16 protein-coding genes and 1 pseudogene are annotated in these 21,936 nt (G+C 42.1%); 9 read left to right on the top strand and 8 right to left on the bottom strand.

The features are described 5' to 3' along the window. Positions 1–9: 9 nt before the first annotated feature. The 5 genes and pseudogenes from QXL29_01190 to QXL29_01170 form a co-directional block, all read right to left on the bottom strand. Positions 10–795, bottom strand: a pseudogene (locus QXL29_01190) (DNA topoisomerase VI). 2 nt (positions 796–797) lie between these two features. Then, positions 798–2,417 carry a DNA topoisomerase VI subunit B gene (locus QXL29_01185; protein MEM2283205.1) on the bottom strand — a complete coding sequence of 540 codons (1,620 nt, stop codon included), beginning with the start codon at positions 2,415–2,417 and terminating at the stop codon, positions 798–800. Between the two features lie 82 nt (positions 2,418–2,499). Further along, on the bottom strand, positions 2,500–3,444 hold the full coding sequence (locus QXL29_01180; GenBank protein ID MEM2283204.1) for a deoxyhypusine synthase: 945 nt from the start codon (positions 3,442–3,444) through the stop codon (positions 2,500–2,502). Beyond that, entirely contained in the window at positions 3,419–4,714 is a 1,296-nt protein-coding gene (gene hisS, locus QXL29_01175; GenBank protein ID MEM2283203.1) for a histidine--tRNA ligase, read from the bottom strand. Before hisS ends, QXL29_01180 begins: the two co-directional genes overlap by 26 nt. A 3-nt stretch (positions 4,715–4,717) precedes the next feature. Next, on the bottom strand, positions 4,718–5,230 hold the full coding sequence (locus QXL29_01170; protein MEM2283202.1) for a hypothetical protein: 513 nt from the start codon (positions 5,228–5,230) through the stop codon (positions 4,718–4,720). Between the two features lie 92 nt (positions 5,231–5,322). Here QXL29_01170 and mtnA point away from each other — a divergent pair, with 92 nt between their 5' ends. Further along, the gene (mtnA, locus tag QXL29_01165; protein MEM2283201.1) at positions 5,323–6,360 is read left to right on the top strand and encodes an S-methyl-5-thioribose-1-phosphate isomerase; all 1,038 of its coding nucleotides are present in this window, start codon (positions 5,323–5,325) and stop codon (positions 6,358–6,360) included. A gap of 1,002 nt (positions 6,361–7,362) precedes the next feature. Here mtnA and QXL29_01160 read toward each other — a convergent pair. Next, positions 7,363–8,568, bottom strand: a complete 1,206-nt coding sequence (locus tag QXL29_01160) for a phosphoadenosine phosphosulfate reductase family protein (protein MEM2283200.1) — start codon at positions 8,566–8,568, stop codon at positions 7,363–7,365. Between the two features lie 106 nt (positions 8,569–8,674). Here QXL29_01160 and QXL29_01155 point away from each other — a divergent pair, with 106 nt between their 5' ends. Next, positions 8,675–10,624, top strand: coding sequence for a PD-(D/E)XK nuclease family protein (locus QXL29_01155; protein ID MEM2283199.1), 1,950 nt, complete (start codon positions 8,675–8,677; stop codon positions 10,622–10,624). 4 nt (positions 10,625–10,628) lie between these two features. Next, positions 10,629–12,197 carry an AAA family ATPase gene (locus QXL29_01150; protein MEM2283198.1) on the top strand — a complete coding sequence of 523 codons (1,569 nt, stop codon included), beginning with the start codon at positions 10,629–10,631 and terminating at the stop codon, positions 12,195–12,197. Positions 12,198–12,561: 364 nt separating this feature from the next. On the opposite strand, the gene QXL29_01145 is transcribed toward QXL29_01150, so the two are convergent. Together QXL29_01145 and QXL29_01140 are read right to left on the bottom strand one after the other, a co-directional pair. Beyond that, a complete protein-coding gene (locus QXL29_01145; protein ID MEM2283197.1) occupies positions 12,562–13,224 on the bottom strand; it encodes a YhfC family glutamic-type intramembrane protease in 663 nt (220 codons plus the stop codon). A gap of 14 nt (positions 13,225–13,238) precedes the next feature. After that, positions 13,239–13,775 carry a hypothetical protein gene (locus tag QXL29_01140; GenBank protein MEM2283196.1) on the bottom strand — a complete coding sequence of 179 codons (537 nt, stop codon included), beginning with the start codon at positions 13,773–13,775 and terminating at the stop codon, positions 13,239–13,241. A gap of 311 nt (positions 13,776–14,086) precedes the next feature. Here QXL29_01140 and rgy point away from each other — a divergent pair, with 311 nt between their 5' ends. From rgy to porB, 6 genes are all read left to right on the top strand, one after another. Then, on the top strand, positions 14,087–17,959 hold the full coding sequence (rgy, locus tag QXL29_01135) for a reverse gyrase (protein ID MEM2283195.1): 3,873 nt from the start codon (positions 14,087–14,089) through the stop codon (positions 17,957–17,959). Then, a complete protein-coding gene (locus QXL29_01130) occupies positions 17,949–18,755 on the top strand; it encodes a hypothetical protein (GenBank protein ID MEM2283194.1) in 807 nt (268 codons plus the stop codon). Before rgy ends, QXL29_01130 begins: the two co-directional genes overlap by 11 nt. 145 nt (positions 18,756–18,900) lie before the next feature. Continuing rightward, positions 18,901–19,467, top strand: coding sequence for a 2-oxoacid:acceptor oxidoreductase family protein (locus tag QXL29_01125; protein ID MEM2283193.1), 567 nt, complete (start codon positions 18,901–18,903; stop codon positions 19,465–19,467). Further along, positions 19,464–19,784 carry a 4Fe-4S binding protein gene (locus tag QXL29_01120; protein ID MEM2283192.1) on the top strand — a complete coding sequence of 107 codons (321 nt, stop codon included), beginning with the start codon at positions 19,464–19,466 and terminating at the stop codon, positions 19,782–19,784. The genes QXL29_01125 and QXL29_01120 overlap by 4 nt, the downstream gene beginning before the upstream one ends. Further along, positions 19,785–20,972, top strand: a complete 1,188-nt coding sequence (locus QXL29_01115; protein MEM2283191.1) for a ferredoxin oxidoreductase — start codon at positions 19,785–19,787, stop codon at positions 20,970–20,972. Next, the gene (gene porB, locus QXL29_01110) at positions 20,969–21,913 is read left to right on the top strand and encodes a pyruvate synthase subunit PorB (protein ID MEM2283190.1); all 945 of its coding nucleotides are present in this window, start codon (positions 20,969–20,971) and stop codon (positions 21,911–21,913) included. Before QXL29_01115 ends, porB begins: the two co-directional genes overlap by 4 nt. Positions 21,914–21,936: the final 23 nt, after the last annotated feature.

Here is a 21,936-nt window from a genome sequence, read left to right as displayed (position 1 = left end):
AGCTGGAATACTATCGGTTAGTATGTATACTGGGAGCTTCAGCTCTTCATTTAATCTCTTCACGAATCTTCTAGTTGCTCTATCAGGTTGTCCTGCGCTAGTAACAAGTAAAGCTTTGTTTGTTTTCCAGTATCCTATCCTATGTAATTGCTGAAAGACAGCGTCTTTCTCGATAACTAGTACGTACTCAACATCATAGTCGAGAAATTCTATTAAGTCTGGAGTCGGCTCTATCGAGTAAGCTCCATGACCCATCTTACTCAAATCTATTACGTCATCACCTGACCGGATTCTCATGTTACCTACTACTTTGCCTTTCTCTTTACTTAGTATCAGCATGTCTTCCCTAAGCATATCAATGAATACTTCTAGATCACGTATCACAGAGTCAGACTCTTTCTGCTCGTCCCACGTGTTCTCTTCTTTTATCTTTCGAGTGACTAGATCGCGATACTTGATAGTGTGTTTGCCCCTATAGTAGAGGTCTCTTATAGTGGGATACTCGTTATTCTTTAAAGACTCGTAAATTATGCTAGCCATTAAGAGTGTCTGCATGAATTTCTTCGATTCATTAACGTTGAGAAAACTTCTCTTAAGAACTCCTTCCCCTAATTTCAAGAGTCCATTAACTTCATCATATATCGTGTTAGTTAAGGTCCTCTTCCTTATGACTAGAGTAGGGGTTCTGCCGTTCATCACTTCCTCAATAACCTCATTAAACTTGCTTCTAAGGACTTCAAGCGCTTTACTCCTAGCACTTAAGTCCTTAGACGTTAAGTGGGTACTGGAGCTCATGACTAACTCACCTCAACCACTATGTCCTTAAGTGACTTGATTTTTAGCATAGTTAGCTTCCTATTCAGTAATTGTAGCAACTCTCTCTCTATGTCTTCCTGCCTGAATTTACTGTCTGAGAGTGCGTGAAGCGAGCGCGCAACATCAGGTATATATTTTGCTATAGTCACTGCTTTCTCAGCTTCTTCGTACTCTCTAGCTTTCCGCACAAGATAAGACTTGAGTTTTCTAGCTACCTCCCTAACAGCCAACTCTATTTCTTTCTCTACCTCAGGCACGTCAGCTACAGCTTCTTTGCCAACACCTTTGTAGGGAACTTTAGTACTGCATACATGGATTAATACCGCTAGCTGAGCTGGCAACACAACACCATACCTATTCCACTCTATAGTGTCTACTACCTTACGCATCACGTCAGCTGACTCGTCGTAAAGGAGCGGTATCTTATTAGCATATCTGAGCAGTAAGGGCTTATCAACCGACGGTATCTTGCCACCGTAAGCTATTCCTGCTTCAACTATGAATGCGTGTCCCTCATAAACATTAGCTTTCCTAGTTATGGCTGCCGCATATTCGGGCTTTAGCGTTTCTCTCAACCCTAGCACTATCAACTTCTCACCTAAGAAAGACAAGTGCTTACCTGAAGGAGCCTTAATCTTAGAGGATTTGATACTTCTCATCAACTCCGTTACGTCATTTAACGTCAGCTCGGATGGCTTGAGATCAGGCTTGAGTCTAGCACTCTCCAATATCTTAAGAGCCGTCAACTCACCAACGTTCTGGAACTCCTTCACGAGAAACTCTAGGAGAGTCTTAGTGCTTGTATCAGCAAGCATCCTCTTAAGTAACTCAATATCTACTCCGTAAGGGTGTGGCTTGACCTCACGCGGCGGAACAGGCATTTCTTCAGTTGACCTCTTAAACATCACTATATTCCCTTCAGGGTCCTCAAAGTATATATTCGCGTAAGGCGCGATTATGGCGGTCCTCTTAAGATAATCATATATTTTCTGTTTAGATCTTTGCCAATCACCTATCAAGTAAATCTTGACTGCAGTTCCGTGCCACTCGCTATTCTTATCCATTATCGAGAATTCATGTATGATTGGCGTATTACTCGCTATATCTATACTGACTTTAAAGTAGTAGATCTTTTTTGACAGTATTTGTGAAGTGATTACTTCCGCAGGTCTACCAGTAGTTATCTGCCCGTAGAGAATAGCCATCTTAGCTCCTAGACCAAACATACCGCGAGATTGTCTGAGAACGTATTTAGAGCTGTATAGTAGCTGACCAAAAGCTCTAGGAACATGCTGAGGAGGTAATCCTATCCCGTTATCCTCTACCTGAACACTAAAAAGGATGCCCTCATAACTCTCAGTATCTTCTACGTTAGTAGTTGAGGTTTTCAAGCCTTCACTGCTTTCAGACTTAATTATGACTTTAATGTCAGGCAGTATGTGGTGTGTGTCTGTAGCATCTAACGCGTTCTCAACCAGCTCTCTAACTGTTTGGTAGAGAGCTCTAGCAGGGTTACTAAACCCGGCTATCTCTCTATTCCGGTAAAAGAATTCAGAGGGTGAAAGCGCTCTAAACTTTTCTATACTCTCTACTTCACTCATTTTCCCACCTAAAAACTCATAATGAAAATAACTTAAAAGGAATACGTCTAGGAGAATCTCACTTTAGAGAATACTTTACACGTCATTCGTTGCTAGTAGTGTGTTCTAAAATACTGGCCGCGAGTATCGGCAACAGTATCGATACCTCACCGTAGACCGTGACGTGCTTCGCGTTAGGTTTTATTTTCCCCCAACTTATTGCTTCTCTGCTTCTAGCGCCGCTGAGACTACCATCCCATTCTATGGCTGTAGTCACGTAGACCGCGTAATCTAGGCCGTTCTTGAATTGATTCCACCATATTGTGTGGTGTTTGCTTATCCCGCCGCCGAGTATTAAAGCTAGACTTTTCTTAGATTGAAAAACTAGGTCTGACAATTCCTTCATATCTTTTAGCAAGTTTAACTTAAATCTAGTAAACTGAGAGAAGATAAATAATTGTGTGCCGAAAGCCCCGTCAACCACTCCAGGAACGTAAATAGGCACTCCGCGTTTCTTAGCTACTCCTATGATTGAATTAGGATCATTTGATAGGGCTTCTCCAGCTAGTGTGAGGAGTTCTCTCACTCCCCACTCTTCTTTTATTGAGGAAGCCTTATACACTAGCTCACGAACGAAAGACTCTACGAGTGGCCCGTAAGAATTTCTAGGTATGAACACGTTCCCCAGTCTGTGGATACCGGCTTTCTCTAGTTCTGAGTCATCAGCTTCAAAAAATCCTTTCAGATAGTTGCCGCCTAAAGCCTTAGCTATGTCGTGGTCTAAAGTCCCGCACGTAGTTATAATCACGTTGAAGAAGCCTTCATCTATTAACTGAGCTAGTACTCCTCTAAGTCCTGTAGCTACTAAGTTTCCCGTGAAAGACAGGAATCTTAGATCTGCTTCTCTAATACCTTCCTTAAGTATCTCTGAAGCTTCGTAGAGACTTGAGGCAGTAAAACCGTGTATCTCTCTATACACTCTAATTAAATCACTTACTCTCATCCCCTTCTGTAATCTCACGTCACTTACTCTCTCGTAAGAGCTCATACAAGACCTCCTCCAAATTATCTGTCTTTACAGTCTTCTGCGCCTTTTCTCTTAAGTTCTTTATAGTTAGTGTTCCTTCTCTTATTTCTTTCTCTCCTAGAAATACTGCATACTCGTAACCTCTCTCAACAGCATCACCTAATACCTCACCCACCTTCTTTTTAGTGACTACCCTGACATCTACTACGCATCCCGCGTTCCTGAAGGCAGTAGCGACTTGATCTACTTCTACTGTGTAGTTTACTAACGCTATCAAAACTACTTTAACTTTCTTTTCAGGTAGTTGCCACCCCCTATTATCAAGCACTAAGAGCATCCTGTCAAGTCCTAAAGCAAAACCTGTTGCTGGGAGGTCTTCACCACCGTATAGAGAGATCAGCTTATCGTAGCGCCCCCCACCACCTATACTGAAAGTTACGTCAGGTACCGTAACCTCGAATATGAAGCCCGTATAGTATGCTAACCCTCTGGCAAAACCTAAATCTACGTAGGAGTTACCCACGCCTAATTTCTTAGAGAGCTCGAGGATCTTTATAGTTCTCTCAAGTTCTTCTAGCGACTTACTATCTAGTCTTAACCTACTCACCTGTTCTTTAACTTCTTCTGGCTCTGAAGAAGATATACTCATTAGTTCTTCAATCAATGTCTGTCCTGAGGCACTGTACTCTCTAACTAAGCTTAATGCTTTTTCAACTTCTTTCTTATCTAGGTAGTGTATTATCAGGTCTTGAGTTTCTTCAGGTATTCCCCAGACGCTAAACAAGTGTCTGTAGATTCCTATATTGCCGATTTTGACCTTATAGTTGTCTAGACCCACCATCTTGTAGTAATCTCTTATAAGGAGTAAGAGTTCTATGTCAGCGTTTATTGAGGGGTCGCCTAGATACTCAACACCTGCTTGAAAGAATTCTCTATACCTGCCTGCTTGAGGTTCTTCGTACCTGAAGGCTTGACCAATGTAGTATAGCTTTATAGGTTTAGGTTTGTCACGCATAAGTCTTAAGTAAGCTCTAGCAACTCCTGCCGTGAATTCAGGTCTTAAACACACTTGCCGTCCTCTCTTATCGCTGAAGACGTACATGCTGTTCTTGATTTCTGGTCCTGACTTAATAGAGAATAAGTCAAAGAGTTCTAGTGTGGGCAGTATTATTGGTTCATAGCCGTACCTGGTAGCTACCTCACTAAATTTCTTCTTGAGATAGTAGAGTTCTTCAGACTCTGGAGCTACTAAATCTCTCATACCTCTCAAGGGGTCTAAACGGATCTTCATAGTTTACACCAGGTCTTCTAGCCTGTACTTCCTCATAGTATAGTATGTTACGTCTCCGTTAGCGTCAACTAGAGCTAGTATTGGTTCAAGATTCTTGAGTAAGGCGCTGTCAATCCAGCTCAGCAGTTCTTTAGTGTTTAGTGGGGAGTTTTCTTCTACTACATAGACAGCGTATCTCTGCCCTTTCATCTCGAAAACAAGTACGTTCTCACCATAACCTGGTTGCGCTACCCTACCTCTGCTCCTGAGGTCGAGAAAAGTAGTGAATTTTATCCAGTCGTATCTGCTCTTAGAGTACTTAGAGAAAAGGTCGCCTAACTTAAGGTCCTCACCGTCCACATCAACTATCTTGTATTCCTTAAGATACGTGAGGTAAGCTAACTCCACCAGATCTAGTAAGTATGTAGAGACTTCAGATGTTTTAATCCCTACCCTAGCCTCCACGAAAACCTCTGGAGGTCCTTCTACTAAGAGTTTGTTATCTTTAGTGCCTACGACACGTAAGACGTTACTCACTTCTGCCACCACTATAATGTTCTTAATAATAGCTTAAAGAAATTGCAGTCATTTTATAAGACCTAACTAGTCTAATATTCGGTGTTTAAGCTGTGTCTCATATTAAGCCTATTGAGTGGCTGAGTGGTAAGGTCAGGTGGTTAAACACTCTAAAGATACCCTGGGATGAAGAATACGTTGAGTCAGACGATTACGAGAGATTAGCTAGAGCTATAGAGACTATGGAGATTAGAGGAGCTCCTGCGATAGGTGTTGCGGCAGCTTTCGGAGTTGCTTTAGCAGCGACTAACTATAGAGGAGATAGTGTTGCGGAATTCAAGCTATTTTTGCTGAAAGCTGTTGAGAGGCTTTCTAAGACTAGACCTACTGCTGTCAATCTATTCTGGGCTCTGGATAGGATGAGGAAAGTAATTCAAGGAGACTACTCCAGCGTTAACGAACTAAGAGAGAGTGTAGTGAGAGAAGCTCTAGAGATATATGAGGAAGACGTGAGAGTTAATAAGACTATAGGTGAGGTAGGTAGCAAGTTAGTTTATGACGGAGACACTATATTAACTCACTGCAATGCTGGTGCTTTAGCGACGGCAGGTTACGGGACGGCGTTAAGTGTTGTGAGACACGCATGGTATTCAGGCAAGAAAATCAAGGTAATAGCTACGGAGACTAGGCCCATGCTTCAAGGAGCGCGCCTGACGGTATGGGAACTCAAGAGAGAGGGAATCCCAGTAACTCTAATTAGCGACAACATGGTCGGCTACGTAATGAGTAGAGGCTTAGTAAGTAAAGTTTTCGTCGGCGCAGACAGAATACTCAAGACCGGACACGTAATAAATAAGATAGGCACTTACACGATAGCCGTACTAGCACGATACCATGACATACCCTTCTACGCAGTCGCCCCAACCTCAACCATAGACCTAGTAAGTAAATTAGACGACGTAGTGATTGAGGAGCGCAACCCTGACGAAGTACGCAAAATACTGGGAAAACTCCTCATAACAGTTCCAGACGTAGACGTGGTGAATCCAGCTTTCGACATAACCCCGCCACACTTAGTCAGCGGCATAGTCACTGAGAAAGGAATAGCTACCCAACCTTACGATAAAACTATAACAGAACTCTTCAAATAAGTCTTTAAAGAATAAATACATGACGAGTTTCTAGCTGTTTCTTAAAAACAAGATTTGCTAAGATTCTTTTGTGTTTAGTCTCCTCAACATTTTAGTTGGGCTGGTGCTGGCTATATTTTATGTTTCACGAACATATAGTCCCAAAGACTTACACCTAAAAGCCCTATTTTAGATGTGGGGAAGGTTAGAGTAACCAGGAATAGTACCTCATAAACTGTTCGAACGGTGCTTAAACGCCGCATCTGTTCTCCTATGGATTTCATATGGTTGTTCTTAATCACACTTTACTTTCGTTTATGCTAGAGTTCAAGGATTTATTTAATAAGGTTTCTTCTGAGCCCTACGGGGGTCTACATTAGCTGGATTGGTCCCGAGAGCTACTCTATAACTCTCTTTGGCTCAGCGCGATTCAGTCGGTTAGAAGTGTTAGAAAGTCTCTTGAGGATGCCACTATCCAGCCTACCTACATCTAGCCGGTAACATCTTCTACTTAGTTGTTTTCAACTTATACATCACTCTTGTCTCCTCCTTACCCACGATAATAAATAATGACCCCAAATATTATTGAGCCAGCCAGCAGATGAGAGCCTTCTCATCCTCTATTGTTTTTCGGTAGAATAATTATTAATTGCTCTTCATTTTTGATACCTTGTTTCCTAGTCATTTATTTCTTAACGGTATGGATTACTGGAGTTTTTCAGTTTTGTCATTGAAGACTTCACAGTATTCTCCTCATGCGCTCGTTGTACTACAATACCGTAACTCTATAATACTTTACTTAAGACATATATATTGCCAAGTTCTCCATAATGGTTTCTTTTTCCTATTTCAGTATGGTTACATCCGCATACTCACGCTTCCAGACACAAGCACCTTAAGGGACCTCCCATTAACCATAACCATATTATTATCTTAAAATTAGTTATGTATGGTAGGATGAACACATAAAAAGTTCATTAAATACTACATTAAACGTTTATAGATTTTACTTAATCTCGTCCATTAGCCGTTAATAGAGGAGAGTATCTCACTTATGTGTTTCTTAATTAGTGGTTGGCTCTCTGCTTTCTTCTTTATTTGCTTGATCATGGCATTAACTTCTTTCTTGTATGTCTTCAGGTTTCGCAAGTCTCTCATGCTGTATACTCGTTGGCGATTTCCGTTGTTGAGTCTTTCCTCCTCTGTAACTATCTTATCTGCCTCATCCTCAGGTAGTTCGTAGAATATCTGCCTCAGCGTATGTTCCTGGATTACTGACTCGTCTAGGCCGTAGAGCCTCGTTTGAGAAAGTTCCTCAGCTGTTTTGAGCGCATGTAGCAGGAATGATCTGGCAGGTGCTGTGAGGTATCCAAGCTTGCTGTAGCCAGTATTCTTCCTAACTCTAGCCTCAGGCATGTCGCTCACCCACCTGTACATTAACCTGAACGCTTCAAGGTAGAGGTTCCCCTCACCCAGTACCAAGTTACCGAGCTGGTGCTTAACTAGCGTGCAGTGCCAGCACCCGTACCTAGCCTTCACCAGTCCTACTTTGTCCGTCCCATATAGTCCATATAACCTGAATAACTCATTAAGGTATTTCTCGCCACAATCTCTCCGATACTTCAAGTATGTCCATACATCTGTTTCTCTCCACTCTCTAATTGGATATGTCTTAACTGCGCTTCCTTCCCTTGATAAGTAGTAGGATGAGCATCTCCCAGCGCTAAGTGGGCAGAAACTACCCATAGTTTTTGAATTCAGGGATTGAGTTCTAGCAGAGGATTCCTCGTCTCTGTGCCCCATCAGAACCATTGAGTCAGGATCACTGACTACCTCAAGTGCCGGCTTCCTCTTGAGAAGGTAAACACACCACCTGAAGCTGAAGGTAGGTGCCGGATATCCCCTGACAAATACCCTCCAGTAAAAAGTCTCTGACGGCTTGGGAGTGACTATCCTGAAGGAGGCCCCAACGCCGAGCGCCTTAAGCCTGCTTACATATCCCTCCATGAACGATTTAGTCCACAACCTCATCTCAGGTATCTCACTTAAAGTATCACTGTTCAGGAGCAAGACACTCACGTCACTTCTACCTCTCAACTCAATCCACTCACGAAGTAAAAGAGCCACAGCAGTAGAGTCCTTGCCACCCGAGTACGCTATTACCACCCTCCTAGAAGAACTAAGTACTTCGTCCAACAAACTAAACACATTAACGAGATGACTACTCACCAACATCCCCCACATATACCCACGTATAGTTAAAGAGTGTCTTCCCCTTCAATTAAAACCCTTATAAATTAAAATTCAAAAATATATTTAGGGATTCCGAGCTTTGGTGCGTTCTCTTTTTGCAAAATATATTGAGGGGGATTTAAGTAAGAATATCTCCCCAAACGACTCTGAAAGATTGAAAGAAGCCCTGAAAGTGCTTGAGGAAATACTATCTAAGACGGCTCACGTACCGACTGTGACGAGCGTTGCCATAGGAGCTGCTCTCTGCTCTTTTAAAGCAAGACTTATAGAAGCGATAGGAGCTATCAAAAAACAACACGTGCATGTGTTTAAGGACAGAATAATGGGGGAAGGCTCAGACATTCATAGAGTTCTAGCCTTAGCCTCTCTTCTTTACTTTAAGGAAGGACACTCAATTCCGAAGAGTGTTAAGAAGTCGATTGAAGAATTAGGAAGTCAGAGAGAATTCATCAAAAACCAAGGCGACCACCTACTGAAGGAAGCTATAAAACTTCTCGAATATTTAATTAATCAGTTACCTTCATGGACAAAGCTATTAGGAGTTGAATTGAAGAACTTGAACCCCATAGTTGAACAAACACTTATTGATTATGAAGTTCGTCTCAGAGGCATACCAGATCTAATCCTTGAAGATTGTAAGAATCGTAAAGCAATAGTCATAGAGTGGAAGACAGGTGGTTCTAGAACCCCCTATAATTACGAGATAGCGCAGGTGCTGGCATACGCCATCCTGGAGGCTAGAAGGCTGGGCTACCCCCCTGAAGAGCTTGAGAGGGTCATCTTAGGACACTTAGACGATGACGGGTCTGTAAGGGATTTTTCTATATTACCAGTGATTATAAGACCAACTTATCAAGGCGAGATATACCCTCACCCATCTCTAGCACCTCCTAATAAAGTCAGAAAGAGATACGATGAAATGAAAAACCTCATTCAAAGGATTCTTATTGAAGCCGATCATCTAACTGTCCTCTTAACGAACCAAAAGGAGCTGACTGGAAAAGATCCAGAGGATCTTAGAGTTACTCTTCTAGACAAAGGCATTGATGTGAATGTGTTAAGATACACGCCTCACATCTTGAAACGTGGAGTCCCCAAAGAACAGAAAACGTGGCCCTGTGCTAATAAAAAAGGAAAAGTGATCTGTGAGTATAATGATGCGTGCAGGTTTTACTTTGGTGAATTTGGTAAGAAAGAAGACTACGAACGCATTCTGTGGGGTCTTAGGTTTGAGGCTCTAGGCAAAAGGGAGGAAATGCTTGCTGTCTACAGAGGCCTTCACGAGTTCTTCAGATATAACCTATTTATAAAGAAATTACAAGTAGAAGAAGTCTTGAAGAAACTTCAAGAAGGTAATGGAATAATAGTTGAATTAGATGTCTCTCCTAAGGTTAATCTTTCCACTAGGTACGATGGAAAAAGCATATGCAGAGAAATATTAGTTCTAAGGGGCAGTAAAGAGTTGTTTAGAGGCGGATTAGACGTTATAGAGAGCGTAAATGTAGACGTTGACAGGGGTATCATAATAGCAAGCAGGAAAGTACATGAATATGAAAAGAAGACTAAATACGGCTTTCTACCTCGACTCATTAGAGAGGGAGCACCTGTAATGCTTTCATTTATGGATTCATGGAGTCCTCTTCTCAGCACAAATATATTCGGCAGGGTTGACTCGGTGAATATTAGAGGTGAAGACATAGAGTATGAGCTAGGATTTCCCAGTCGGCTACTGGAGTTGCAAAGGTGTGTATTTGCTCACTATATCCGCAATGATCTTATAGGGAAATATCTCCTGGCAGAGGTTAATGTTGATTTAACTAGGGCGGATCTCGAATCAATAGATGCCATACACAGGTGTCTAGATAAGTGTAGGTCCTTAGGTGTCAAGGACATTAAAGAGGAGATAGACAGGGACGAATTAATGAAAGAACTGAAAATTTTAAAAGTAACTAAAAAAAGGTTATCACGTGAATTAGGTGAAGATACCTCCCTTGGACTCATACTAAGAGAGATACTTGCCCGTAAGAGGTGAGATAATGATTTTCTACCTCCGTAGTATTATAGATGAGGAGCTTGAAAGTGGTTACTTCCTTAATCCACCTCCGTTAGAGGATATAAATTATGTAATTAATTTCATGATTGGTAAACTAAAGAACCATAACATTGCTGTAGTTCAGGGTCCTCCAGGAACAAGGAAGACCCTTTCTATGTTTTCGAGCGTCGAGAGAGTCTTAGACAACCTTGACCAGAACGAGTTAATAATATACGTAGCCCCAACTAATGCATTAATAGCTCAAGGATTACGATATGCGGTGAGAGTTCTCTTTAGGAAGGGATATACTCAAAAGGAGATTCTAGAATTTATGAGGGTTTATGGTTCACAGTTTAGATACGAGGGAGATTGCCGCAAGCTCAGAGACAAGGTAAGTAGTGAGACCAAGATAATTCTGACTACTCCTTACCAAACACCCTCAATAAAAGACAGAGGGGTGTTTCACATAATGATTGATGAAGCCAGCAGGATGAAGTTCCATGAAGCCTTCATGGAGGTAAGAAAAGAAATCATTGATAAGGTCAGCAAGGACGAATCCCTTGAAGGTTCAATGATAGTTGTAGGAGATCCTATGCAGGCGATAGTACTTCCAGAAGACTATAGAGAATTCACTCGACTAAGGAATGAAAGATTGATCCTTGAGAGCTTTGTTGCAGGTCTTTTAGAAAGAAGCGGGATAGACACCAAAAATTTAGAAAGTACTGAATTAATGAGAGCGGCGCGCGAACATCTAAGAGGGGAATGGTACGAACTCATTGATACGACGTACAGGTTACCTGGCCCCACCGAAGAACCAATAAGTACTGGATACTATGCTGGAGAGCTTAGAGCTAAGTTTTCTTTTAACGAGAAAATAAAACAGCTAGGAATAGACATAGGTAACTCACCCAAACTCTTTGAGCATGAAGTATTAAACAAGCTAAGTGAGGCTGTCTTTGAGTGCTTAAGCACCGGAAGACCCATGTTAATAGTAGAACCAACTCAAGAGGAGTGGCTTGATGAAAATTACGGTATTCTCACCGAGCCCTACAGAACTTACATTGCGGGGGCACTTGGAATCGTTCTAAGTTCCTATGGATTCAAAACGACAGTGGTAACAGCATATAGAGACCAGGCATTCTATGCTAAGATGTTAATTAACGAGAAGTATGGAATATATTTCAAGCGGGAAAATCTTGTAAGACCTGACTATATCAACGTACACAGGTTGCTTGGGGGAGAAAATGAAGCTATCGTTGCAGTTATGGGTAAAGAATATAAGACATCAAGAACTGAAATGCAGACCGTATATTTCCAAGAACCTGAACTTCTCAACGTTCAATTAAGCAGACATAGTGTTTTTCTAGCAGTCGTGGGTAACCCTAGACTGCTAGTTAGGTCAGCAAGGGAGTTAAGCCAACGTGAGAGAACTACTAGATATAAGCCCATAATTGAGACGACTAAAGAACTTGTAAGACTAGTCGGAGTGGAAGAGAGAGAAGTAGATAGAGCTACCAGAGGAAGAATAAAATACGAAGGTAATGCCGGCATCTACATAAGGTGGGAAATCTGATCATGATGATTATAGTTGGGTCTAAGAAGTCATTTAAAAGGTTCCTTCCTTTTGTTTTGGCTTTAGTGTAATTTATGATTTCTGGTTTGCTTAACACGTCTTTTAAGCGTTATTTCTTCGTGGAGTCTCACGCGTTTGGAGATTATTTCAAGTTAGGTAGTGTTCAGGACACTTTTATACTTTATAATAGTCTTTGTCACCACTATAATTTCTATATGTGAGTTTCACCAAGTTTGGTAGAGTGTTCTAGCAGTCCTTACAGCTTTATAGTCTGCCACAATCACCTAGTATAACCCTCGCGTTGGTTGAGAGAATAGCTGGTCATCTAATTGTGTGAGAAATCGATGATGAAGTCTCAGATAACTTAAGTACTCCATACTTGGTTGCTGGGGTTTCTACTCAATGTGTGGAGCGTGGCGATGAATAGCAGGAGAACACTTAATCCTAGGAGGGTCTCGGTTAGCCATACGTTTTTAGTTAAATCAAGCGTGACCACACCCACTATGTTGAGTGACCCGTGAGCAAGCATTGACGCAGGTAAGTAAATGATCTTACTTAGTGCCTTCAACACGATCAGGGAGAAAACAATGTGCCCTAACAAGGCAATGTTTCTTTCGAGGGCTCCAGGTAGTAGCTCAAGTAGAGAGTAACCTACTGGGGTGTAAATGGTGATGGGCAACACGTAAATGAATAAAGCTTCAGTTAGGCCCCAGCTTAGTCCTAGCGCCACGGCATCTTCAGTTGACTTCTTACTTAAGGGAGTCTTCAGCACTAAATACCTCATAGATTCTTCGAAGAGCCCGGCAGAGTAAGAAGCTACCACTAAGTACGCTGTTCTCTCGATAGTGTTGGAGAGCGCGTACAGTATGGGGGTTCTCGCTAGTAATGCTATTAGCCACCCGCCACCGCCAAGCAGCAACAACACGAGATTCGTTTTCTTGGTTTTAATGAAGTATGCTAAAGTGGAGAGTCCTGGAAGAAGCGCTACTAGAATCAAGAAGACTGTATCTAGTAGCAACTTGCTCACCGATAGCTTGGTATCTAGTACTCTTTAGGTTTAGCTTCTAAAACTTTACTCCAAGGACCTCTAATAAAGTGTATAATGTATAAGAATAGTGTGAAGAGAGCTGCAGGCATTACTGAGTACACGTAGATCGAGAAACCGAGTTTTCTGAGTATCGCCGTGAGTAGAGGGTCTTGAATAAATTGAATAGTCAGTATCGGCACTACTCCTAAGAATAAGGCATATACTACTCCAGCTAACATTATTGATTTTAGTAAGCTTGTCTTGAGCCTCGTCATTAAGTATTGCTGGAGAAGACCGAAGAGCGCTCCTATCAGGGAGTACTGGACTGGATAGATTATAGGAGCTACGAAATTCGCGATTGAAATGATCTGGGAGAGTTGCTCGTGTATTAAATCATACGGTACTCCGTAGATTGAAGTCATCAAACTAGAGATCTCGTCAACTAATTCTATCATAATCTGTGATAACGCAAACACGTATATGATCCCTATTAATATGCCGCTCATCAAACCAGCAAGAACTCCGGCTAAAGCTGATTTACTATAACTCAAATACCTAACACCTACTTAAATATACACAATAATTTAAAAACTGAGTTAGTAGAAGACCTAAAACTTCTTGAGGTGGCTTTCAGCTGAGACAGCTGTAATCATCTCTCATGCGTTTCTTCTCATCACTACCAACTATAAAGATTTAATAGTTAGCTAATAAGGTTTTAAGTAGATGATGTTACGACGCTCTCCTGATAGTGTGATGAGTCTTCTCTTCACTGACAAGAACTAAGGTTCGTCAAGTAATGGCTAAATACATCAGGGCTTAGGTATAAATAGAGTTCTCCCCGAATTATATTCTTGGGTTTAAGATGACAGTTAATAAGGAATTGACTGAAGCTGAGTTAGTGTTGTACGGCAGTACGTGTCCAAACTGTGGAGGCGTAATAAGTGATAGTAGGTTAGGTAAGGGCGTTCCCTGCAGTAGTTGTCTCCCTTCATTTGAAGGGGATACTCTCAACTTGAGTGATGTTATTAGGGAATTACGTAGGTTGGGTAATTTAAAGAACCTCAAAGAATTTAGTGATGCTTTGAAAGATGAGGCAGCTCTTAGCGAGTTTTTTAAGAGATGTGTCGGTAGTGAGCCGTGGAGTATTCAGAAGTTGTGGATAAGGAGAGTTAGCAGGGGAAGCTCCTTCGCTATGATTGCTCCTACAGGGATCGGCAAGACTACCTTAGGGTTGGTTGTGGCGCTATACTATTCTTTTAAGGGCATGAAATCATACTTTATAGTACCTACGACTACGTTAGTCATGCAGGCAGAGAAGAAATTAATAGATTTTCTTAACAGGATTGGAGGCGCTGCGAGCATCTTAACAATACATTCAAGACTTAAGAAGAGAGAGAAAGAAGAAAGAGAGAAGAGGCTGGAGGACCCTAAGGGGTTTGACATACTCATAACTACTTCAAGGTATTTCATGAAAAACTACGATAAGATAAACAAGCATGACTTTACTTTTGTTTTTGTAGATGACGTAGACGCCGTCTTAAGGGGCTCGAAAGCGATAAACTACTTGCTCAACTTAATGGGTTTTACAGATTCTGATATAGAGAAAGGACTGAAAATAATTAAACTTAAGAGAGAATTAGGACTGAAGAGCGGGTCTAGTGAGTTAGTTGAGGAACTTAATAAACTAAAATCTGAGGTAAGAAAACGAAGAAATGCGAAGAAGGTCTTGGTAATAGCTTCGGCTACGGGAAATCCTAGAGGTCTCAGAGTCAGGTTGTTCAGAGAGTTGATGGGGTTTGAGATAGGTGCTAGACCTGAGTTAATAAGAAACATAGAAGATACATACCTCAAGACAGTAGACTTAAAAGGAGCGGTCGAGGAGGTAGTGAGGCTTGTGAAGACTTTAGGGAGTGGAGGCCTGATTTACGTTCCCGTAGATTTAGGTATAGAGTTCGCTGAAGACTTAGCTTCTAATCTTAGGTTGCAGGGAATAGCAGCTGAAGCTATGCATAGCAAGAAAATAAGAGTTTTAGAAGATTTTATTTCGGGTTCTATAGATGTCTTAGTTGGTGTGGCTACTTACTACGGTGTACTAGTTAGGGGTATCGATCTCCCGACTAGAATAAGATATGTCGTATTCGTTGACGTACCTAGGCACAAGATAAATTTAAGACTTGAGAGATTGAGCGCTGTTGATGTGGTGAGACTTGTGCCTCTACTGAGAGACGCGGTCGCAGACTTAAACGATAAGCGGTTCCTAGAAAACGCTTTCGTTAAGTTAAGGAGGGTTTTGAAGAGGTCTGGCAACTACTTTCTCAAAGTAATTAATGAGGTCTTGATGGGTGAGAGGAGCCCTCAGACAGCGAGTGAAAAACTCTTCGTAGAAGTTTACGAGAGAGTTCATGAATTGCTGAAAAGCCAGGCCGTTGTAGAGAATCTGATTAAGCATCCGGAAGTGGTAGTCGTTAGTGAGGGGGGAGCTCTATACGTGTTGATACCTGACGCGCCGACGTATATTCAAGCTAGTGGGAGGACTTCTAGGCTTTATTTAGGCGGTGTGAGTAAGGGTCTCTCAATCATAGTGACTTGGAACGAGAAACTCTTGAGAGCTCTTGAGAGGAGACTGAAGCTAATTACTGGAGAGTTTGAGTTTAAGAATCTAGAAGAGATTAACTTAAGTCAAGTAATTAATGAGATAAACCGAACACGTGAGGAGATCTTAGCTATAGGTAGGGGCGAGTTAATTGAAGATCTGAAAAAGAGAGTAGAAATTAAGACAGCTCTCATGATTGTTGAGTCGCCTAACAAAGCCAAGACTATAGCTAGGATGTTCGGGAGACCTAGTATTAAAGAATACGGGAGGTTAAGAGTTTATGAAGTAAACTTAGGTAACTACACTCTACTGATTACGGCTAGCGGCGGCCACATATACGAACTGATTACTGACCAATATGTTAATGGAGTAGAGCCTGCTGATTACGTGTATGGGGTTTTACACCGTAGAGGAGTTAGTGGTAAGTCTTCTTTCGTTCCAGTGTTTGCTCCAATAAAGAGGTGTGTAAAGTGCGGCTATCAATTCGCATCACTCAATAATAGCACCTCGTGCCCTCTCTGCGGTTCGGGAGAGGTTTTGAGTTCCTCAGACGTTATCCAATCGTTAAGGGAAGTAGCTTACGAAGTTGATGAAATACTAGTAGGTACAGACCCAGATACTGAAGGTGAGAAGATAGCTTATGACCTCTATCACGTTTTAATTCCATTCAATAAGGTCATAAAAAGGGTTGAATTCCATGAAGTAACTCGTAAGGCAGTAACTCAAGCTCTAAATAACCCTCGCAACATAAACTTTAAGCTTGTTAAGGCACAGCTCCTCAGGAGAATTGAGGATAGGTGGATAGGTTTTTCGCTTTCTGGTAGACTGCAGAACGAGTTTTGGAAGTACTACTTCTGTCCACGGCTTGCTTCAACAGCCGACAAACACAGCAACGTTAGGTCAAGGCAAGTCAGCAAGTATCTAAATCTCTGTAGTAAGTATAGGGAATCTTATAAGAGGTTAAGTGCTGGGAGAGTTCAAAGTCCTGTTCTTGGGTGGATTATAGAGAACTATAGAAAACATCGGGAGTCTCTATCTACATATCTATTACTATACTTCAGAGACTTAACAGTCGCGGTCAAGATCCCCATAGATTTGAGAGACATAATTACCCCTAATAACGTCAGGGATGTTCGAGTTAGTGTTAAAAGCTACGGCGTGGTTGAGGAGCAGGTGAGTCCTCCTCCACCCTATACTACTGATGCTGCACTCTCAGATATCTCAAGTACTTTAAGAATTCCAGCATCTCAGGTAATGAAGATCTTACAAGAACTTTTTGAGTCTGGCTTAATAACTTATCACAGGACTGATAGCGTTCGGGTTTCAGACGTTGGGATTAGAGTTGCGAGAGATTATTTGAGTGAGAAACTCGGTGATTCATGGACTAAGTTCTTTGAGGGGAGGACGTGGGGTGTTGGCGGTGCTCATGAGTGTATAAGGCCTACGAGACCTGTTGATGCGGAGATGCTTAGAGAGCTGATTAGCGAGGGTATTATAGAAGTTCCTAAAAAGCTTCACAATACGCATTTCAGAGTTTACGACATGATATTTAGGAGGTTTATCGCGTCTCAGATGCCTAAGGCTGTAGTCAAGAAGAGAGTTACGGAGTTCTCTGTGGAAGTGATTACTAAGGACTCGAGACACATTAATTTACCGCCTGTCAGCAAAGAAGTAGTGTTTGAGGTAGTGTCTGAAGGATTTGATAAAATCCTTAAGAGTCTGAGAATTCATCAAATTCCTGAGGAAGGTCTTTACAGTTCTGAAAGCTCTAGTCTTAAACACGATATTAAGGCAGTATATGAGGTTCCACTACATACTCAGGCATCCGTGATAAGAACTATGAAGGAGAGAGGTATTGGCAGACCTTCAACCTACGCTAAAATAATCGAGACTATTCTTAAGCGTAAGTACGCGTACTCTAAAAAGAGAGGGGAACTAATACCTTCGTTACTAGGTATCGAGGTATACAATTACTTAACTGAGAGATACGCGGGCTTAGTTAGTGAGGAGAGGACTAGGGTTCTGGAGAGTAGAATGAGTCGTGTAGAAAGTGATGATGCGCTTTATAATGACTTGCTTAAAGAATTATACGAAGAGCTAAGAACAAACGAGCTACTTGGTGTGATTGGGTATGAGTTATAGGAAGACTGTTGCAGTAGTAAGATTAGACTTAAGCAGTAATTCCAGAATGTATGCTGAGTCTATAGATGAGGTCTTAGAACATATATCAAGTAACGTGACATTGCTTTTATGCCTCTCTTCAGTGAATTCCCTGCATGACTTTATTAGTGGACGCAGAAAATACAACAATTACAGGAACTATGTGAGGAATATTACTAAGAAGCTAATTAACGTAGCTAGGAAGAGGAAAGTTTCTATAGTTATAACTCCCATAATTAGGAAGGGAGGTGATAAGGCACATTTTTCTACAGGCATAATACCCCCGTTAGGTCAGCCGCTTTTCAAGGCCGGCAACATACTGCCTATTAACGACAAGATATTAGCGAATAAGACGCCTGAGTTATTTGAGGTCGGCGGTATTAAGTTATGTTTTATCTACCTGAAAGAACTTGAAGTACCTGAAGTAGCGAGGATATGTAAGTTCTTAGGTAGTGATACTATAGTGGCTGTTAATCCTCCACTATTGACTGAACGTGACCCAGAATTAACTCTTAAGTTAGGCGTTGTTAGAGCAGTAGAGAATAACATACCTCTCGTGGGTTTAGGAGGTTACTTAAGTAACAGGAGAGAGCAACAACCGACTTTTTTGATAAATAGTTCTGGTAAGGTAGTTGACTTCTATAATGATTACGAGCCCGCAGTCTTCGAGGTAGAGATAGAGAGGCTAGACCGTTCAGTAAGGTTGGACTTAGTACGAAGATACTTCAAGCTAATCAAGGAAATAAGTACTCACCCAGCATATAGGGACTTGCCTTAATGCTTCATAGCTTCTCTACGAATTAAGTATAACGGACTTTCAAGACCTGGCCTTCCCTACTCTAGGAGGACGAGGCTTTCAGTTGTGAGTCGTAACTCACGCTAATTTATTTTATTTGGATATAGATTGTCTTGGGTTTAACAAAATGTTTGAGATTAGGTGGCATGGACGTGGCGGCATGGGGGCTGTAACGGCTGCAGACATAACTGCTTCAGCAGCTATTAAGGCTGGTTTCTATGCTTTGGCGTTCCCCGAGTTTGGTGCTGAGAGGAGGGGTGCTCCTGTCACAGCATATACTAGAATTGACAGGGAAGTTATTTATGACAGAACACCCATAACTAACCCAGACGCTGTGGTAGTGTTAGATCCTTTCATGATTACATCACCTAAAGTTCTTGGAGGGTTGAAAGAAGGTGGTTACTTAGTAGCAAACACTACTAAAGAGCCCTCAGAGATATTAGATGAGATAGCGGATTTAAGGCGCTTGAGAGTCACCATAGCAACAGTCGACGCTACGAGTATTGCAATGAACATATTTAAGCTACCCATAGTTAACACAGCTATGATAGGTGCTTTAGTAGCTGCTACTCACGTAGTGTCTCTAGATAACGTTATAGAAGTAGTTAGAGAGAGGTTTCCTGAAAGGTTAGCTGAGGCTAACATAAACATAATTAACGAATCTTACAGATTACTTAAGGTGGTGAGACCTTGAGTAGTAGGTTGCCTTCCTGGAGAGAATTACCGGTAGGAGCGATTATACTGGAGCCAGGCTCTTCAAGGCGTTACAAAACTCATGAGTGGAGGACTTTAAGACCTGTCATAAATCAGGATAAGTGTATTAGGTGTCGTATATGCTGGTCTTACTGCCCGGAGCCAGCGATAATAGAGGCTGACAAACCTTACGTCACTTCAACGAATAGGAGGTATGAGGTGTCCTACCTGATAGACTACGATTATTGTAAGGGCTGCGGCATATGTGCGCAGGAATGTCCTGTTAAAGCTATAGAGATGGTTCCTGAGGTGAGGTAAGTGGGTAAGGTAGTTCCGCTCTCAGGTAATTCAGCAGTAGCGTATGCTGTCAAATCAGCAGACGTGGACGTGATTTCCGCGTACCCAATAACCCCTCAGACTACAATAGTTGAGAAGCTAGCAGAATTCATAGCTAATGGAGAGTTAGACGCTGAAATGATTCATGTGGAATCAGAGCATTCAGCTCTTTCAGCAGCTATTGGCGCGGCGGCTGTCGGAGCTAGAGTTTATACAGCGTCTTCTTCGCAGGGGATAGCTTTAATGTACGAAATAATGTTCATAGCTTCCTCACTAAGACTACCTATTGTCATGACGATAGCGACGAGAGCTCTCTCAGCACCTATAAACATATGGAATGATCATAGTGATTTCATGGCTGTCTCAGATACTGGCTGGGTCATGATGATGGCAGAAAATAATCAGGAGGCGCATGATGACATCATACTTGCTTATAAGATAGCAGAGGACCCAGAAGTCCTCTTACCCGTGGTTACAGCCCTTGACGGGTACTTCATGACACACACGATCGAGCCTATTAACGTAATAGAAAGAGATGAGGCGTTGAGTTTCGCACCGAAGAGAAAGACCTGGTTCACGCTAGACCCTAACAGACCTGCAACTATCGGTGCTTTAGGAGACCCTCAATGGTATTTTGAGTTCAAGAAGCAACAATATGAGGCGATGAAGAAGTCTAGAGAAGTCTTTGAGAAGAGTGTTGAGGAATTTGCTAGGGTGTTTGGCAGGAGGTATGGTGCGGTAGAGTATTACGGTGATGATAACCCTGAAATAGTGTTAGTAGCTATGGGGCATGTTGTGGGCAACATTAAAGCTTACCTAAGTAGGGTTAGAGGCAAAAATTCTAGAGCAGGAGTGCTTAAAGTGAAGCTCTACAGGCCCTTCCCAGAAGATCTGGTAGTGAAACATCTTGAAGACGTTAAGATTATCGGGGTTGTTGATAGAGCTTTAATACCTGGTTCTCCGTCTCCAGGACCCCTACATTCAGAGATTGTTACAACGCTGAGTAAGCACGGAGTAGATACTAAGACTCTGAGCTTTGTGTCCGGTCTTGGGGGAAGACCAGTAACGCATGAACACATAGGCGTGATGTTCAGTAAGCTCTCTGAACTAAAAGATAAACCTGCCTCAGATTTGCCTAAAGAGCCTCTGTTTATTGGGGTGAGAGAATGAGTAAAGTCCTGACTATTAGGGATTTACCGCGTGAAGAAAGGTTCGCGCCCGGACATAGAATGTGTCAGGGTTGCGGTGCTGCTATACTAATGCGGCATATAACTAAGGCAATACCTAAAGACTCAATAATAGTTCAAGCGACTGGTTGTGTTGAAGTGACTACGACGCTGTATCCTGAAACTTCTTGGATGCATCCGTGGTTACACATAGCTTTCGAGAACGCTGCGGCCGGTGCTTCAGGGGTTGAGGCGGCTATTAAAGTTCTTAAGAGAAAAGGGCAGATGCCTGCTGAGAGAGAAATTAAAGTCGTGACTATAGGGGGTGATGGCGGGACTTTCGACATAGGCATCCAGGCACTCTCGGGAATGCTTGAGAGAGGGCATGACATTCTCTACATAGTTTATGATAACGAGGCATACATGAACACGGGTATACAGAGGAGTGGAGCCACGCCGTTAGGAGCCTGGACTACGACTACGCCTGTCGGGAAGATATGGCATGGTGAGTGGAGACCTAAGAAAGATATTGTTGGTATAGCATTAGCACACAGAGTCCCGTATGTAGCCACTATAAACCCAGCATATCTTCCTGACCTCTACATGAAGATAAGTAAAGCCATGAGTATTAAGGGACCTAAACTAATACACGCGTTCTCTCCTTGTGTGCCTGGCTGGAGGTACGAGCCAGCACTAACTATAACGATAGCTAAGCTAGCTGTCCAGACAGGTATTTGGGTAAATTACGAAATAGAAAACGGAGTACTAAACGTGACTACTCCAGTGCCTAAGAGAAAGCCTGTAAGGGAGTACTTGAAGCTTCAAGGGAGATTCAGACATCTCACGGAGGAAGAGATAAACGCCATACAAAAATATGTTGATGAGCAGGTAGCCTACATAAATAAGCTGGCTGGGAAAGAAGTCATAGGCCCTGTTGAAGCTTAAGTATTTCTTTTTAAGTTTAAATA

The sequence above is a fragment of the Zestosphaera sp. genome (genome assembly GCA_038843015.1).
Taxonomy (GTDB): domain Archaea; phylum Thermoproteota; class Thermoprotei_A; order Sulfolobales; family NBVN01; genus Zestomicrobium.
The sequence above is the reverse complement of the archived record's forward strand: the minus strand, read 5'-3'. Positions and strand labels throughout refer to the sequence as shown.